Source organism: Sulfitobacter brevis (genome assembly GCF_900112755.1).
Classification (GTDB): Bacteria; Pseudomonadota; Alphaproteobacteria; order Rhodobacterales; family Rhodobacteraceae; genus Sulfitobacter; species Sulfitobacter brevis.
The window spans coordinates 44090-59050 of record NZ_FOMW01000008.1; the positions used below are offsets into that span (position 1 = coordinate 44090).

The window sequence follows — 14961 nt, forward strand, 5'->3', positions numbered from 1 at the left end:
TACTCTTAGGTCTGATCGAACCAGTTTCCTTACACAATGGTGACTTGGCCTGCACCGGCAACGCTCTTTTGGTCGTTCCAAGCTGGATCAGCAAACCAGCGTTCCATCGCAGTGATTGCCGTGATCTCAAGATTTTTTCGATCCGTCCCGAATGCCTCAGGCACGCCTTGCGCTGTGATGAAGCTGACGGGGTATTGCGCGTTGGGATCAAGAGGGCCACCTTGGGTGAAAGCGCCAACGATCCGTTGCGATTTCGGGTTCTCCAGCTTTAATTGTAGCGACAATCCTCGAAACCGTTTTAAGTATCCACCCATCTGATCGAACGGATCGCAAGCAAACGTGCGTTCGATGTTTTCTTCCATCATCTTCAGGATTTCTTGGCCATACATTGTGACAGTCGAAACCGGTGGATTGACGGGGACGATGTTCCACAAATCGTTACAGGTCACGTCCCCTGGCGGAACGGGCACGCCGTAGCGCCATCCGTTTGAGAAAGCAATTTCAGTTCCTCCTGCCTTTGCAACCGCTGCTAGCAGGACATCATCCATTGGGGCAGTCAGACATGTATTGCGGTGCATGGCGATGGGGGTGCGGCCGACGATCCGCGTCAGATCCTCTCCCTTGCTTTGCGCCTCTGCCACAAGTGCGGCCATCTCGGCGTCTTCGGTAATTGTGTCATCAATCTGGATGAGACTATGGGAGCTTTCCACAATCTGACCGTCCGCGACCGATAAATCTAGTCGACCGATAAACGCGCCGTGGCATCCGGACTGGATTATTAGGGTTTCTCCGACCGCGACAGGTTCGCTTAGTCTGTTATGGGTATGTCCACTGAGGATAACGTTAATGCCGCCAACCTGACGTGCAAGCTCTAGGTCCTGCGGCAGCCCTAGGTGGGACAAAACGATGACTAGATCCGCGCCTTTTGAGCGGAGCGCCGCGCTCTCAGCCCGCGCTTCGTCCACGCCGTTCGTAAACCGCACACCTTCGGAAAAATGCGGGGGCATGCTTTTATCGATGATTGTCGCAGCAATGCCAATGACCCCGATTTGCAGGCCTCCGACCTCCCTCATGACCGTTGCGGGGAAAGGCCTGGTGTTGTCTCCCTTCCGGTAACAGTTTGCCGCTAGAAGAGGATAAGATAGTCGCGCCGCGAGTTCTTCGACATGCGCTGGACCCCATGCGAATTCCCAGTGAGCGGTCATAGCTGCAAGGCCAAGGGCATTGATCGGTGGAACCAGGGCTTTGCCCTTGGTTGTCACGGCAAGATGGGTACCGTGAAAGGTGTCACCGTTGTCCAGCGCGAGCGTTGCGCCCGAGGTTTCAGATTTGATCCGATCAAAAAGTGTTTTGATCCGCGCTAAACCGCCGAGCATCGGATACTCCGGCCCAGCGGCGGTCCAAATCAGTTCAGGGTGCGGGGTCAGATACCCGTGCAAATCGTTCATTTGCAGCAGTGTGATACGAGACATTTTTTCCCCATTCCAATAAGTAATTCCAGGTGGGCTGAACGCTAGTCAAATTGCCGTTGCCACCCATGGTTGCCAAAAATGGATGCGCCCATTTCTCCTTTGAGGAATGCAAAAAACTGTGTAACTTCATCACTATCTTTGCCCTTTTCAGTCCGTGCGATCGAGGCGTCCCTATAAATAGTGAGGTCGGGCTCGGTTGGAACCAGATCTGCAATGTCAGGATTGTCGATCTGCCAATGGTTCCATATCAGCCAAGCGTCAATGCTGTCGTCGCTGTTCCAGATGTCTCGCGCGGCACCGCTGTTCGGGGCCAAAATGTCTATATGCGAGCGGAAACTTTTCATTGCATCCACATCGCGCAGTCGGCCGACAACATCTTCCCACATTCCAACCTGACCGGCGCCGTCAACTACCATCAGTCCGAGATCACGGCTGGCCAAATCGGCAATACCTTTGATCTCTTTCGGGTTCCCTTTGCGTACAAGAATGGCAGAGGGTCGCAGAAATAGCGGTTCTACGCTTTCGTTAATGATGCCACCATGTGCAGTGATAAAGTCATCCATCATGTTCTGGGAGCCGCTAAAGATTGCATCGGCATCAATCTTTGCTGACTCCATCCACTTGGATGCAGGCCCCGCTGTGACCGTGACGGCAATGCCGGTTTGCTTTTCAAAGGCCAGAGCCGCCTCTTTCATCGCTGGCGTCGGACCCCCAGGCCCAAAAATCGAGATGTCGGCGTTTGCTGAGGAAGTGGCCAGAGTTGCAATTAATGCAAGGTAGACAATTGAGGACCTCGTAGCCATGTTGTGTACCATCCATTTTGTTATGTATGGTTAAACATTCAAAGTTTGATATATGTTCCGCCCTAAAAGAATTTAGTTTGGGGTATTTTGATCTGACGATGCTTTGAGATTCGCGGCAAACATGATGGGCGGGTTGTTCCGCTTAGTGCGTCGGCCGACGATGAGTATTGACCAACGCCTTTTATGGGAGAGGGCGCTGTAAGGGCATACCTGAACTGTGGGGTGAGATGCGCCAGCTCTCATGCTGCATCATGCATTTAGGTCAGCAACCCGCAGGAAGCGATCTTTGCAAAGTTGGGGCATTCCCGGCCTTATGTCTCAAACGCACCAAGGGCGAAAAGCCCTGCGCACCAAGCGGGTGTAGTGATGATTAAGATGCTGGCGCAACTGGTGTTAAGCTTAGGTCATTTTTCCGCCGGGCATCGGGGAGGTGTATATGTCCGATCCTGCTGTGGGGATTTTTTGGAATGTGAGTGTCAAGCTTTTAGAGACCATCAACTTAAGTAGGGATGATGGTTATGACAAAAAGCAAAATGGCAAATACTCGCCAGAGGTCCGCGCACCTGCGGTCCGGATGGTGTTTGAGCATCAAGGTTCATACGGAAACGCAAGCGGGCGCGATTGCGGTTACTGCACCCAAGATTGGCTAAGGCTGGCATCGAACCGTCGGTCGGCAGCGTCGGGGATTCCTACGACAACGCCCTCGCTGAAACGATGAATGGTCTCTACAAAACCGGGCTGGTTCATCGTCAGGGCCCGTGGCGCAACATGCAGAATCTGGAAATACCCACCCTTGGCTGGGTCGATTGGTTCAACAACCGGCGTCTGCTTGGTCCCATCGGAAACATCCCGCCAGCGGAGGCTGAACAGAACTTCTATGCACAGCACGACGTGCTCGATATGGTCGCGTAAAATGAAGCTACAGGTCGCCGGTGAGACCGGGGCGATTCACCCCTGAATTTGGGATTTCCACAGAAACGGGTGCAAAATCAGCAAAGATTGTTGGAATGAACGAATTTCGCACCCCGCATGTTACGCTGACTTGACCCCACTGGCAGCGACCAGCCTTCGCTAACTGGTTAAAATCTATCTACCGATCATCCATGAGCCCTCAGGCCAGAAAGCATGAAATGCGAAGGCAAACATCACATCGTGCGCCACGTCGCGCCCCTGATCGTCGCGGACACGGATCGTCCCGACATCACGCCCCTTCGCAATTATATCTGTATCCAGGGCTGACGCCTGTCCTGCTTCCCAACTGATTTTGATCCCTGCTTCATCCACGCCGCCTTCGTCGCGAACCCGAGAAACGGGCCAGGCTTTGTTGCCGACCCTAACGACCCTTGCCACCGGAGAAATGCCATGCGGTGGCATCTCTCCATTGTACAGGAACGGACGAGCCGAAGTGTCATACCCCTGATAGGGATTGCGACCATAAGCCCGCGATGTCGCCGGTTGTTTCATCACCAATCCAGTCCCGCTGTTGCGTTCACGAAACTGAGACCAACTTTCCATCCAACTGGGCAACATCTTCAATTCAGTGCCCGTCAGATTCCCAACGATTGCCTCGCCGGTGGCCTGTTGCCACCAGCTTTGCGTCTCACGGTCGAACATCACCATGTCGGAGTTGCGCAGCTTACCTGAAACGCCAAACGTCAGGACGCCGTGGTCTGTCTGCCTGTCGAAAGTGACACCGGAGTTGCAAAGCGGGCAGAACGTGACAGCGATTGGGGCACCGTCAATGGTGTCGTTGACGATCTCGTGCCAGATCAGGTAGCGGATCGGATAAGCCCGCTCCCTTTGGCCGGCGATCGCCACAGTAAGCACGGGCTCATTGGCCTCCAGACGGCCTTCTTTGACATCGCTTTGAAATTTAGGAGTGTTGATCGCTGGGATACCATCTTTGGGAGGGCCACCTGACAGAATTTCTGTCCAGCTCTTTATACTGGTTTTGCTGAAGTTTGTGGTTGGCCACTCTTGCTTCCAGATATCCGGTTCTGCAAGGGCAGGGGTGTTGACCAACAAAAGGGCAACCATTATCTGTATCAGTCGCTGCATCGGCACACTCCATAGATCACGGGTTTATCGTATGATGCATGTCGAGGGAGGGTCTGCCTAGCCAAGCCACGGCAATGTGAGAACTCGGTAATTGGGGTTAACTGCGCAAATTGCGAGGTGCCTTTCCGCCCAAGCTGGACCTTTATGTGTTTCGCCGCTCGCGATCGCTGTACTCTAAGTGCTGAGGCTGCGCTTGGCTTTACCATAGCTATTCACAGTTAAAATGCTTCCCAGGATTGCAGTAGCCGAATGTCGCAGAAGGGGACGAGCTGCGCGGACCTTCTGAGTCCTGAAACCGCGTGCACTGTGTTGCCGCTATCCCAAACCAAATGTTGGCGTATCGCTCGCTGATCGAAAACCAGAGGGCGACTTCGCAAAACGATCTGAACGCTGAATACTCTTAAGATCGCGCTTTAAGGAGGCAACAGTCGATTTTACTTTGCGGCCGAAACACCTTAATGGAATCGTAGAAACTTCTGGGATATTTACTGATGAACACTCGAGTTTGGCTTGTGGGATGTGCGGCTTTGTTGGTTACAGCCTGCGGGGATGTGCAGAGCACGACTGGCAGCCCCGCCGAGGGGTTCTTCAAAGAATTGCCTGAAGGCGTTCTTGCTATCGCAGCAAAGAACCAAGATCTGACCACCGTTCGGATAGACCCTGCTGATGGTTGTTATGTCTATCGACATGTCGGCCCTGTCGAAACGACATTTCTGCCGCTGCGTGCGGATAATGGCCGGCCGATTTGCAGCCGCCCAGCTGTTACAGGATGAAAAGGAAAAGCGCTTGGCGCTTTTCTCGTTCGTTGCCCTAACTCAAGCGGGTTAGCTGTTTGCAGTAGCCAGTTCTTCCGGAGCATATAGGATCGCTGTGGAGCCAGAACTAACCTGCTCATAAAGATCATTTATATGCGGCATAATCATCCGCACGCAGCCGGAACTGGCTCTGCCACCAATCGAACGTGGGCTGGGTGATCCGTGGATGCGCAGATAAGTGTCTCTATTTCCAACAAAGAGATACAAAGCGCGTGATCCAAGCGGATTTGAGGGCCCGGCATCCATGCCATCCGCATGCTGCTCATACAATTCCGGATCGCGCTTGATCATCGCCGGGGTCGGCGTCCAAGTTGGCCACTTAGCTTTGCGCCTGATAGAGTAAGTTCCCGGTTCATAGAGGTTACCCCGTGCGATGGCCACGCCGTACCTCATTGCGGTGCCGTTATCACGGATGTGGTACAGATAGCGCGCAACAGCATCGACATGGATATCACCCGCAGTCAGGTTTGCATTTGCTTCGACCACGCGAGGAAGGAACCGCGATGCGACACCCCAAGGATTGGTTGTGCTGGGGTCGTAGCCGGCAGGCGTCACTTGCGCGTCCCATGCATCCCACTTCGACCGATCTGTTGTCGCCGCAACTGCGGATGAAATTGAAAGCGGTGCGGAAAATAGCGCTGCAGTAGAAATGATGAAATGGCGTTTGGTTAACATATTTATGCTCCTGATCGTCTTCTAACTTAATCAGCTGCACAGAGTCCATATCTGTGCCCGGGTTGCTGATCGTTGAGCTGCCGCTGAACCAGAGATCACTACCTTCAATTTGCGAATTAGACTGGCCATTTCTAAGGTGCGTTTCATATAGCTCACGGAAGCTTGTGCTCATCGTGGGATGTCCCCGGTGAAGTGGTCCACCAATTGGGATATGATCATCCCGTTTTAGGAGGACTAAACGATAGCTGGACAACGGGAAAAGCCAGAAGGCTGATTAACCGCGCGGTATTCTATACGTTACGCGAAGCTCAGATCCTGATCGAGCGTTGGCGGCGCCACTTCAACACAGTCAGACCGCATAGCGCGCTGCGCTACCGCCCGCCCGCCCGCGCCACAAAGCATGATGCCGATAAACCAGAGGCCGACCATGCATTAACATTCAAACTGGACCACCCGATGGGGGCACTCCAACGGGGCTGGACTGGGACCTGCCTGACTTCAGCACCATCTGCCGACGTCAGAGGACGCTTGTGGTGAACATTCCGTATCGCAGCGCGAAGGGCCCATTGCACCTGCTTATCGATTGCGCAGGAATCAAGGTCGAAGGGGAGGTCGAATGGAATGCGCGTAAGCATGGCGGCCCCAAACGGCGCGTCTGGCGCAAGAACCACATCGGCATGGATGAGCAGACGTTGGAAGTCAGAGCGGCCGAGATCACGGGTAGCAACACCGGGGATGCACCGATATTGCCTCATCTACTCGACCAGATCCCGCGCGATCAGGAGATTGGCAGTGTGACCGCGGATGGAGCATACGACACGCGCAGATGCCACAACGCTATCGCTGACCGCGGAGCTGCTGCGGTCATCCGGCCACGCAAAAATGCCCAGCCATGGAAGCCAAGCAATGCCGGTGCCATCGCCAGGAACGACGCACTCAGCGCGTCAAAAAATCCGGGTCGGGCACTTTGGCGGAACTGGAGCGGCTGCCACCGCAGAAGCCGCGTCGAAACAAAGATGCATTGCATGAAACTGCTCGGCCAGCGACTGATGGCACGGCACTTCGACCGCCAGGTGGCCGAAGTTCAGGTGCGCATCGCGGTCCTGAATGGTTACACCGCCCTTGGCATCCCCATCACAAAGACCGTGGGCTAAATCCGTCTGGGGAAAGGGGAGCCATGTCCGTCAACTGATTTGCGCAACAGAGTCCCTTCACAATCCGCGCGAGGCTCGTCTTCACACCGAGCGCCGAGATCGCAATCACCAGACACCAGCGCGAAAATACATTGAGCAGCGCGAGCAAGGGCGCGGGCAGCAAGCCGAGATTGGCTACCATCGCACATCCAGCGAACATCGGCAGGAACCATGGTATGCCCACACGTTGCTGCTGTGCGCCGCGGAAGCTGAGCATTGTCACCAACATGACGATCGGCAAAAGTGCGACGCGCAGAATTTTGACATAGGTGGCGATCACGCCCGCCTCTTCGCTAATTGAATAGCCCGCGCCGACGACCTGCGCCACGTCGTGGATTGTCGCTCCGACAAGAAAACCGCTTTCGACGTTATTGAGCCCCAAGGACTGGAAGAGGATCGGACGCCATCCGGCGGCCTAAAAGGTAGGACATCAAGGCGCCGCAAGCCAGCGTCGCGAGAACAAATGCGATGACTGCGATGATGGGGGCGAACCCTAGGCTCATCACCTCCGCCAGACCGAGCCGCAGGCCCAGAAGCCCGACGCCAAAGCGCAGCAGGGTCTTGGCGGCAAAGTCGATGCCCGTAGCGCAAGTCTCATCCTCTGACAGGAAGTGAAACGCAATGCCGATGAGCAGCGCAAAGAGCATGACGGGGGCTCCGTAATGCTCGGACAGAAAGCTTGCGGCACCGGCGATGACCGTGGCGAGCAGGAGGCCGCCCGCCCGCATAGGGCGTGACCTGTGATGTCACGGGGATGAGCTGGGGTCTTCCTGGCGGTGGCCGGTTCAGGCCGGTTGTTTCCTAAGCCGTAAATCGGCGGCACGGGCATGGCCTTCCATCCCTTCCACGCGACTGATCCGCGCGGTACGCAGCGCCAGTTCGTGCGAGGCTGCCGCGTTGCAGCGCTGCCATGTCACTGTTTTGGTGAACTTATGCACTGAAAGTCCGCCGGTATAGCGCGCCGCACCGCTGGTAGGCAGCACGTGATTGGGGCCGGAAGTTTTGTCGCCGAAGGCAACGGTGGTTTCTTTGCCAAGGAAGAGCGAGCCATAGGCCGAGAGGCGCCCGAGCCACCAATCAAGGTCTTCGGCTTGCACCTGCAAATGTTCCGGGGCGTAGCCATCGGCGACCTGCGCCGCTTCTTCGCGGCTGTCGCAGAGGACAACCTCGGCACGCTCGTGCCATGCGGTCCGCGCGGCGGCGCCGTTGGATTCAGGCAGGCTGTCAATCATCGCAGCGACGCTGGCCATGACCGTATCAGCCAGACCCTTGTCAATCGTTACCAACCAAACAGGGCTGTCGGTGCCATGCTCGGCTTGGCTGACCAGATCCCAAGCGACCGTTTCCGCGCAGGCGGTATGATCGGCCACTACAAGCGAGTCTGTCGGCCCTGCAAACATATCGATGCCGACCTCGCCAAACAGCATCCGCTTGGCCTCGGCCACATAGCTGTTGCCGGGACCGACGAGGATATCGGCGGGCTTGCCGCCGAAGTAACCTTTGGCCATCGCCGCAATGCCCTGCACGCCGCCAAGGTTCAGGATCAGGTCGGCGCCGGAAAGCTCCATCGCAAAGACGATCGCGTCGGGGATGCCGACATTGGGTCGAGTGGGGGAAACGGCGGTAATGTGCGGCACACCCGCGACCTTGGCGGTGGTGATCGTCATCAAAGCGCTTGCGATATGGCTGTAGCGCCCGCCGGGCACGTAACATCCCGCGCTGCCCACGGGGATTTGCTTTTGTCCGGCGATCAATCCCGGCATCACCTCGATTTCGCATTCCCCCATCGTCGCCTTTTGTGCCTCGGCGAAGCGGCGGATATTGGCATGGGCGAAACGGATATCGTCCTTGAGGTCTTCAGGCACCCGCGCGCAAGCGGCCTTGCGGGCCTCTGCGCTGAGCGCGATTTCTCCGGTCCAACCGTCGAGACGCTCTGCATAGTCGCGCACCGCGGCCTCGCCCTCCCGTTCGATATTGGCCAACATGATAGCAACGATGTCGCGGATATCCTTGTTTTCTGTCGAAGGGCGGGGGGCGGCCTTTTTCAGATAAGTAATTGCCATGAGGTCAGCTCGATTTCTCTAGGGTGTGGGCATGTATCGCGGTGGCCAGAACGTCGATGGTGTCGAGGACGGGGACGGGGGCGGTCAGGGATGGTGCGAGCAGCGAGAACTCGGAGCAGCCGACGAAGAGCAAATCGGCGCCTTTGCGTACGAGTTCGGTCGCGGCATCTGATAGGATGTGATGCGCCGCTGACGTTGGACCGCTGGCTTTGATGTCACGGATCGCGTCGAGCATCCGGTCGATATTGTCGGGCCAGACGGCGGTAAGGCCCGCATGGAACAGTGCCGGATCGAACACGCCAGCGCGCTGTACAGCGGGTGATGCAAGGATGCCCATACGAGCGCCATGGGAGGTGATCTCAGCGGCGCGCGCGACGGCAAGATCGACCATATTCAGCAGTGGTATTGTCACCGAGGCTTCAATCTGCGGCGCATAGTGGTGCGCGGTGTTGCAGGGCATCGCCAGCGCGGTGGCGCCCGCCGCTTGCAGCCGCCGTGCCATTTCGGCGAGAACTGGGCTTGGGTCTACGCCGGTACCGTCGATCAAATGAGCGATGCGCGAGGGAACTTGGGGGTTCATGTCGATCAGCAGTGGCAAGTGGTCGGCGTCGTCGCGGGCTTTGACAGTGGCCAACAGCCGCTGTTGCAGCAGGATCGTCGCCTCCGGCCCCATGCCGCCGAGAATGCCAACAACGTTGCGGCTCAAGGTGTGACCTCGCGGACGGCGTCGCAGATCAGCGCGCCGATTTGGGCGCAGTCGGCTTCCGAGAAGCTAAGCGGCAGGCGCATGTCAAAAAGCGTGGCAAGGATGCGGTCGGTCGCGGGCAGGTTTTGGGGCGCGGTGTAGCGCCAGGAATGATGCGACGAGGTAAACCCAAGAGGCTGCGCTGCGCCGAACCATTTAAGCGCGACCCCGCGGGCCAGTGCTACGGCCAGCAGGGCGCGGCATTGCGCAGCTGTGAAATCAGGCAGGCGAAACTGGATCGAAGAGCCGACGTGGACCTCCCGAGCGGGCAGGGTGATGGTGACGATCTGTCGTTGCCTCTGTAGCGCTTTTTCGACCACGGTGTCGCGGGCGTTCCAGCGGATAATATTCTGCTCAAGCCCGGCAAGTTGCGGGCGCAGAATGGCGGCGCGCAGGGCGTCCATCCGCGCCGAGCAGTTTGGCATGTCGTAGCGGGCATCGTCGAAAGCGTCTTCGGCAGGACCGGCGCCGTGACGCGCATAGAGCATATAGCTGCCCGAGAGGATCGTCGCGCGGGCGACCAGTTCGGGATCATCGGTGGTGAGAAATCCGCCTTCGCCGGAATTCATATGCTTGTAGGTTTGTGTGGAAAAGCAGGCAACCTTGCCGAAATTGCCGGAGCGTTTCCCGTCCCATCGCGCGCCCAACGTACGCGCGCAATCCTCGATCACCGTGACTTCGGTAGCGTCGCATATCTGCATCAGCCGTTCCATGTCGCAAAGGTGGCCGCGCACGTGCGAGAGCAGCAGAAAACGCGCGCCAAAACGTGCGATCTTTGCGGCCAGATCGTCCAGATCCAGTCGCAGGTTCACATCAATCCCGACCAAAATAGCTTTGCCGCCGGCCGCCTTGATCGCAGCATGCACCGGAGCAAGGGTGGAACCGTTGGTCAGCACCGTATCTCCGGCGCTGACCCCATAGGCACGCAGGGCAATTTGCAGCGCCTGACCGCTGGAGGTGACGGCGAGGCAATAGCTGCTGCCTTGCCAGTCCCGATACTCGGCCTCCAACTGCGCCACCTCACCGGCCTCTTCGCCGATGAGGTTGTAGCGGTGCAACCGTCCCGATTGCAGGGCCGCGACAGCCGCGTCGGGGATCGGCTCCTGCTGGGTGAATGGTCCGGTGTACTTCCGGGCGGCGACGGCTTCCATGGTTACAGGGTGACCCAGCGGTCTGAAGTGTCGAAAGCAAAGTCATAACCGCCGAGTGCTGCGGCACCGCCGGTGTGCAGAAAGACAACGCGCTCGTCCTTGAACGCGCCTTTGCGGGCCAGATCAATCAGACCAGCCGCGCCCTTGGCAGAGTAGCAGGGGTCAAGAAGGATGCCCTCAAACTCGGCGAACATGCGGATCGCCTCGATGCCGCTTTCGGTCGGGATGCCATAGCCTTCGCCGACGTAATCGGTGTTTGCGATCACGTCTTCACGCTTGACGATGCCGGAGCAGCCAAGCTTGTCGACAGTTTTGCAGGCCAGATCATAGACCATCTGTTCTTGCTTGGGCTGTGGCGCGCGGGTGCCGATGCCCAATATCGGGATCTGTGCGTTCATGGCGCTCATGCCCGCGACCAACCCCGCCTGCGTGCCGGACGACCCCGTGGCATGGACCAGACGGTCGATCTTCATGCCGGAGGTATTCACTTGATTGAGCAATTCAAAGGCACAATTGACGTAGCCCAATGCACCGGTCGGGTTAGAGCCGCCCCCCGGAATGACATAGACATTGTGCCCTTCCGCCCGCCTTTTCTCCGCTGCACGTTCCATCTCGGCGGGCATGTCGTGGCCAGCGGCGAATTTTTCGGTTGTCGCCCCGTGCAGGTGATCCAGCAGGACGTTGCCGTTGGTGTTGTAGTTGGGGTTGTTATAGCCGGTGCGGTCCTCAAGGAGGATATGGCAGGCAAGGCCCAGCTTTGCGGCATAAGCGGCAGTCTGGCGGCCGTGATTGGTTTGGGTCGCGCCTTGGGTCATCACCATATCGGCGCCTTGCTCAATGGCTTCGGCCATCAGGAATTCCAGCTTGCGGGTCTTGTTGCCGCCGGTCGACATGCCGGTGCAATCGTCGCGCTTGATCCAAAGCTCAACCCCGAGCTCCTTGGAGAGGCGCTTCATCGGCTCCAGTGGTGTGGGCAGATGGGCGAGGTGAACGCGCGGAAAACGGGAGAGATGCATTATGGGATCCTTGTAATCTTGGCTGGGGCAGGGGCCGGTTGGCTTGGCACGCCGGTTAAGCCCGACGCTTTAACAGGGATATATCGAATTCGCGGGCATAGTTCTTGGAAAAATTTGTGCAGCGGGCGAATTCGCAAACGACCGCGAATTTGGTGATGTGTAAATTGCGCTGCTCTACAGCGCAGCGCATCCGCACAAATCCCTGCAACCAGATTGATCACGTCGGAGGGTGTCATGTCTTATCCGCGCATTCGGGAATAGTCGGGATCGTAAGGGGAGGGGTCGATCACTTCGGCGGCAACAAGCTCTCCGCAACGGTCCAGCTGCAGGATAGTGCCCGGCGTGCTCAGGCTGGGATCCACAAAGGCATAGGCAAGATTGAGCCCGACACGGTGGCCCCAGTCGCCGGAGGTAATTGTGCCCACAACCTTATCGCCCTGCATCAACGAGCCGCCGCCAATGGCTGGCCCGTCGGTGGTGTCGATCTTGAGGCTCACAAGCTTGGCACGAGGGCCTGCTTCCTGACGCTTGAGCAGCGCATCACGTCCGATAAAATCACCCTTGTCGATTTTGACAAATCGGTCGAGGCCGGTCTCGAAAGGGTCGAACTCTGTCAGCAGATCGGCCTTCCAATGCAAGAAGCCCTTCTCCATCCGCATCGCATCGACAGCGCGGGCACCAAAGAGCTTCATGCCATGCGCCTCGCCCGCCATTCGCAGCGCTAGATAGGCGGCATAGAGCGAAGCATTGGGCACATGGATCTCATAGGCGTGCTCGCCGGAAAAGCTGATGCCAAGCACGGTGGCGGGGGAGAAGCCGATGTAACATTCGCGCAGGCTGAGCCACGGCAGAGCCTCTTTGGACCAGTCGCCACGCGCGCAGGCCGAGAGCACGTCGCGGGCTTTCGGTCCGGCCAGCACGAGGATGGTCTGATCATTTGTAAGGCTGCGGATCTGCACGTCTTCGCTGGGGTGGAGGTGCGCTGTCAGCCAGTCCATGTCGTGGAATTCGCTGGCTGCCGCCGAGCCGTACCAAACCCGCTGCGCGCCGCGATCAGAGGCGGGAAGGTTCGCTATCGTGGCCTCGCCTTTGACCATGCCGTGATGGTTTAGCAGGTAGCCCAGCCCGACACGGCCATCGCGCTTGGTGACCGCCCCGCAGAACATCCGGTCAAGAAAGATATGGCGGTCGGCACCGGTAATCTCGAAACGGTTGAAACCGTTGACCTCGCACAGGCCGACATTTTCGGCGACATTCTTCACCTCGGCGGCAACCACGCCAAAGGCTTCGTCAAAGTTGAAGCTGAGGCTGGGGTGGAAGTCGGGCGTTGGTTTGATGTAATCGACCCGCTCCCAGCCGTTGACCACAGTGAATTCCGCACCTTCGGCCGCCATGATCGGGGTCAGCGGTGTGGTCTTGGCCGGACGACCCGCCGGGCGGTGCTCGTGCGGAAAGTGGAAGCGGAATTCGTTCTGGTAATCCTCGATGGCCTTGAGGGCCGTCAGCTCCACATTGGTGTGGCCGGTAAAGCGGCGCGGGTCGATGACCCATGTGTCATATTGCGCTTCGCCGTGCACGATCTGCTGGGCCAGCAACCACCCGTGACCGCCGCCTTCGCCCAAACCCGCGCGCAGGCCGATGATACAAAAAGCATTGCGCTTGCCGGGGATCGGTCCGACCAGCGGCGCGCCGTCGATGGTATAGGTGATCGGACCGTTGACGATTGCGCGGATACCGGTCTCGGCCAATGCGGGCATACGCTCGAAAGCGCCTTCTAGCACATCCATCACCCGTTCGAGATCGTCAGGGCAGAGCGCGTTGACGAAGTTCGGGTCAATCCCGTCCATGCCCCAGGTCTTGCACCCCTGTTCGTAAAATCCGATCAGCAGGCCGCTCTTTTCCTGACGGCAGTAGTAGTCGGAAATCGGGCAGCGCAGCAGCGGCATCCGGTGGCCGGCCTCGACAATGGCGGGAATATCCTCGGTGAGAAAATACTGGTGCTCCATCGAGGCGACCGGATGGTGCACACCCATCATCGCGCCCACTTCGTTCACGCGGTAGCCGCAGGCATTGACCACGACATCGCAATCAATGTCACCGTGTTCGGTATGCACGGTCCAGGTGTCGTCCTTGTGCTGGGTCAGCGCAGTGACGGGCGTGTTGCGGTACACCTCGGCACCGGCTTTGCGGGCGTGGTAGGCCAGCGCCTGACACAGCTGCGCCGGATCGATATCACCGTCCAACGGATCCCAAAGACCGCCCAGCAGATTGGTGGTGGAGATCAGCGGATGGCGGCGGGCACATTCTTCGGCGTCGATCACTTCGAGGTCGACATTCATTCCGCGCGCCATGGATGAAAAGTGGCGGTAGCCTTGCATTTGGGCTTCGGTATTGGCAAGCCGGATCCCGCCGTCGCCGTGGTGGTAGTTGATCGGATATTCGGGGTTCTCGGCCAGCTCTTTATAGAGGTTGATCGAATGGGTCTTGAGCCCCACCATCGTCTGGTTACCGCCGAAGTTTGTCACCTGCGCGGCGGAGTGCCATGTGGTGCCGGAGGTCAGCTCGTTGCGCTCGACCAGAACGACATCGCTCCAGCCCTCTTTGGTGAGATGATAGAGGGTAGAGCATCCGGCGATCCCGCCACCGATGACAACGACCTTTGTTCGCGACTTCATGGGGAACGCCTCCGGCTGCCTGTTGTGTAGATTAAGGCCAGAGTGGTTGGGCTTGGGCAATGACCTTTGCGCTGTCACTCATTTTATTGAAATCTACATTGGATGAATTGAGAATAAGGCGGCTTCATTTGTGCGGTAAGCGCCTTCGGCGCCTCCCCTTTGGGGCAACAAGGGTGGGGCAGGGCGCGTCTGCGGGCACAAGAGGTTCTGAACAGCCATCGACCCACCTATCTCACAGACGCGCAGGACAGCGAGATCTGCGGCCAGTTTAATATCATCTGAGCATTTGCCCCGC

General features: G+C 57.9%; 11 protein-coding genes and 3 pseudogenes. 3 read left to right on the forward strand and 11 right to left on the reverse strand.

Annotation, left to right across the window (positions count from 1 at the left end; translation table 11 throughout):
* Nucleotides 1–29: 29 nt before the first annotated feature.
* Both BM174_RS11950 and BM174_RS11955 read right to left on the reverse strand, forming a co-directional pair.
* Nucleotides 30–1472, reverse strand: coding sequence for a bifunctional metallophosphatase/5'-nucleotidase (locus BM174_RS11950; protein ID WP_093924098.1), 1443 nt, complete (start codon nucleotides 1470–1472; stop codon nucleotides 30–32).
* Nucleotides 1473–1513: 41 nt separating this feature from the next.
* On the reverse strand, nucleotides 1514–2275 hold the full coding sequence (locus BM174_RS11955) for a substrate-binding domain-containing protein (protein WP_093924099.1): 762 nt from the start codon (nucleotides 2273–2275) through the stop codon (nucleotides 1514–1516).
* A 639-nt stretch (nucleotides 2276–2914) separates the two neighbouring features.
* Between BM174_RS11955 and BM174_RS11960 the strand changes: the two are divergent.
* Nucleotides 2915–3187: pseudogene (locus BM174_RS11960) on the forward strand (integrase core domain-containing protein); the annotation flags it as partial.
* A 174-nt stretch (nucleotides 3188–3361) separates the two neighbouring features.
* On the opposite strand, the gene BM174_RS11965 reads toward BM174_RS11960, so the two are convergent.
* The gene (locus tag BM174_RS11965; protein WP_093924100.1) at nucleotides 3362–4333 is read right to left on the reverse strand and encodes a DUF3179 domain-containing protein; all 972 of its coding nucleotides are present in this window, start codon (nucleotides 4331–4333) and stop codon (nucleotides 3362–3364) included.
* Nucleotides 4334–5157: 824 nt separating this feature from the next.
* On the reverse strand, nucleotides 5158–5823 hold the full coding sequence (locus BM174_RS11975) for a L,D-transpeptidase (RefSeq protein WP_093924082.1): 666 nt from the start codon (nucleotides 5821–5823) through the stop codon (nucleotides 5158–5160).
* 276 nt (nucleotides 5824–6099) lie between these two features.
* Here BM174_RS11975 and BM174_RS11980 point away from each other — a divergent pair.
* A pseudogene (locus BM174_RS11980) lies at nucleotides 6100–6210 on the forward strand (integrase core domain-containing protein); the annotation flags it as partial.
* Nucleotides 6211–6296: 86 nt separating this feature from the next.
* Nucleotides 6297–6977: pseudogene (locus BM174_RS11985) on the forward strand (IS5 family transposase); the annotation flags it as partial.
* On the opposite strand, the gene BM174_RS21395 reads toward BM174_RS11985, so the two are convergent.
* From BM174_RS21395 to BM174_RS12015, 7 genes are all read right to left on the reverse strand, one after another.
* Nucleotides 6958–7398, reverse strand: a complete 441-nt coding sequence (locus BM174_RS21395) for a putative sulfate exporter family transporter (protein WP_245766349.1) — start codon at nucleotides 7396–7398, stop codon at nucleotides 6958–6960. The pseudogene BM174_RS11985 and the gene BM174_RS21395 sit on opposite strands and share 20 nt — an antisense overlap.
* On the reverse strand, nucleotides 7385–7744 hold the full coding sequence (locus tag BM174_RS21400; protein ID WP_245766350.1) for a putative sulfate exporter family transporter: 360 nt from the start codon (nucleotides 7742–7744) through the stop codon (nucleotides 7385–7387). Before BM174_RS21400 ends, BM174_RS21395 begins: the two co-directional genes overlap by 14 nt.
* A gap of 57 nt (nucleotides 7745–7801) precedes the next feature.
* Complete coding sequence (gene hisD, locus BM174_RS11995) at nucleotides 7802–9079, reverse strand: histidinol dehydrogenase (protein ID WP_093924102.1); 1278 nt, start codon at nucleotides 9077–9079, stop codon at nucleotides 7802–7804.
* Nucleotides 9080–9083: 4 nt separating this feature from the next.
* On the reverse strand, nucleotides 9084–9785 hold the full coding sequence (gene cuyB / locus BM174_RS12000; protein ID WP_093924103.1) for a cysteate racemase: 702 nt from the start codon (nucleotides 9783–9785) through the stop codon (nucleotides 9084–9086).
* A complete protein-coding gene (locus tag BM174_RS12005) occupies nucleotides 9782–10975 on the reverse strand; it encodes a DegT/DnrJ/EryC1/StrS family aminotransferase (protein WP_093924104.1) in 1194 nt (397 codons plus the stop codon). Before BM174_RS12005 ends, cuyB begins: the two co-directional genes overlap by 4 nt.
* Before the next feature lie 2 nt (nucleotides 10976–10977).
* Nucleotides 10978–11991 carry a D-cysteate sulfo-lyase gene (gene cuyA, locus BM174_RS12010; RefSeq protein WP_093924105.1) on the reverse strand — a complete coding sequence of 338 codons (1014 nt, stop codon included), beginning with the start codon at nucleotides 11989–11991 and terminating at the stop codon, nucleotides 10978–10980.
* Nucleotides 11992–12230: 239 nt separating this feature from the next.
* Nucleotides 12231–14666, reverse strand: coding sequence for a GcvT family protein (locus BM174_RS12015; protein ID WP_093924106.1), 2436 nt, complete (start codon nucleotides 14664–14666; stop codon nucleotides 12231–12233).
* Between the last annotated feature and the right edge of the window lie 295 nt (nucleotides 14667–14961).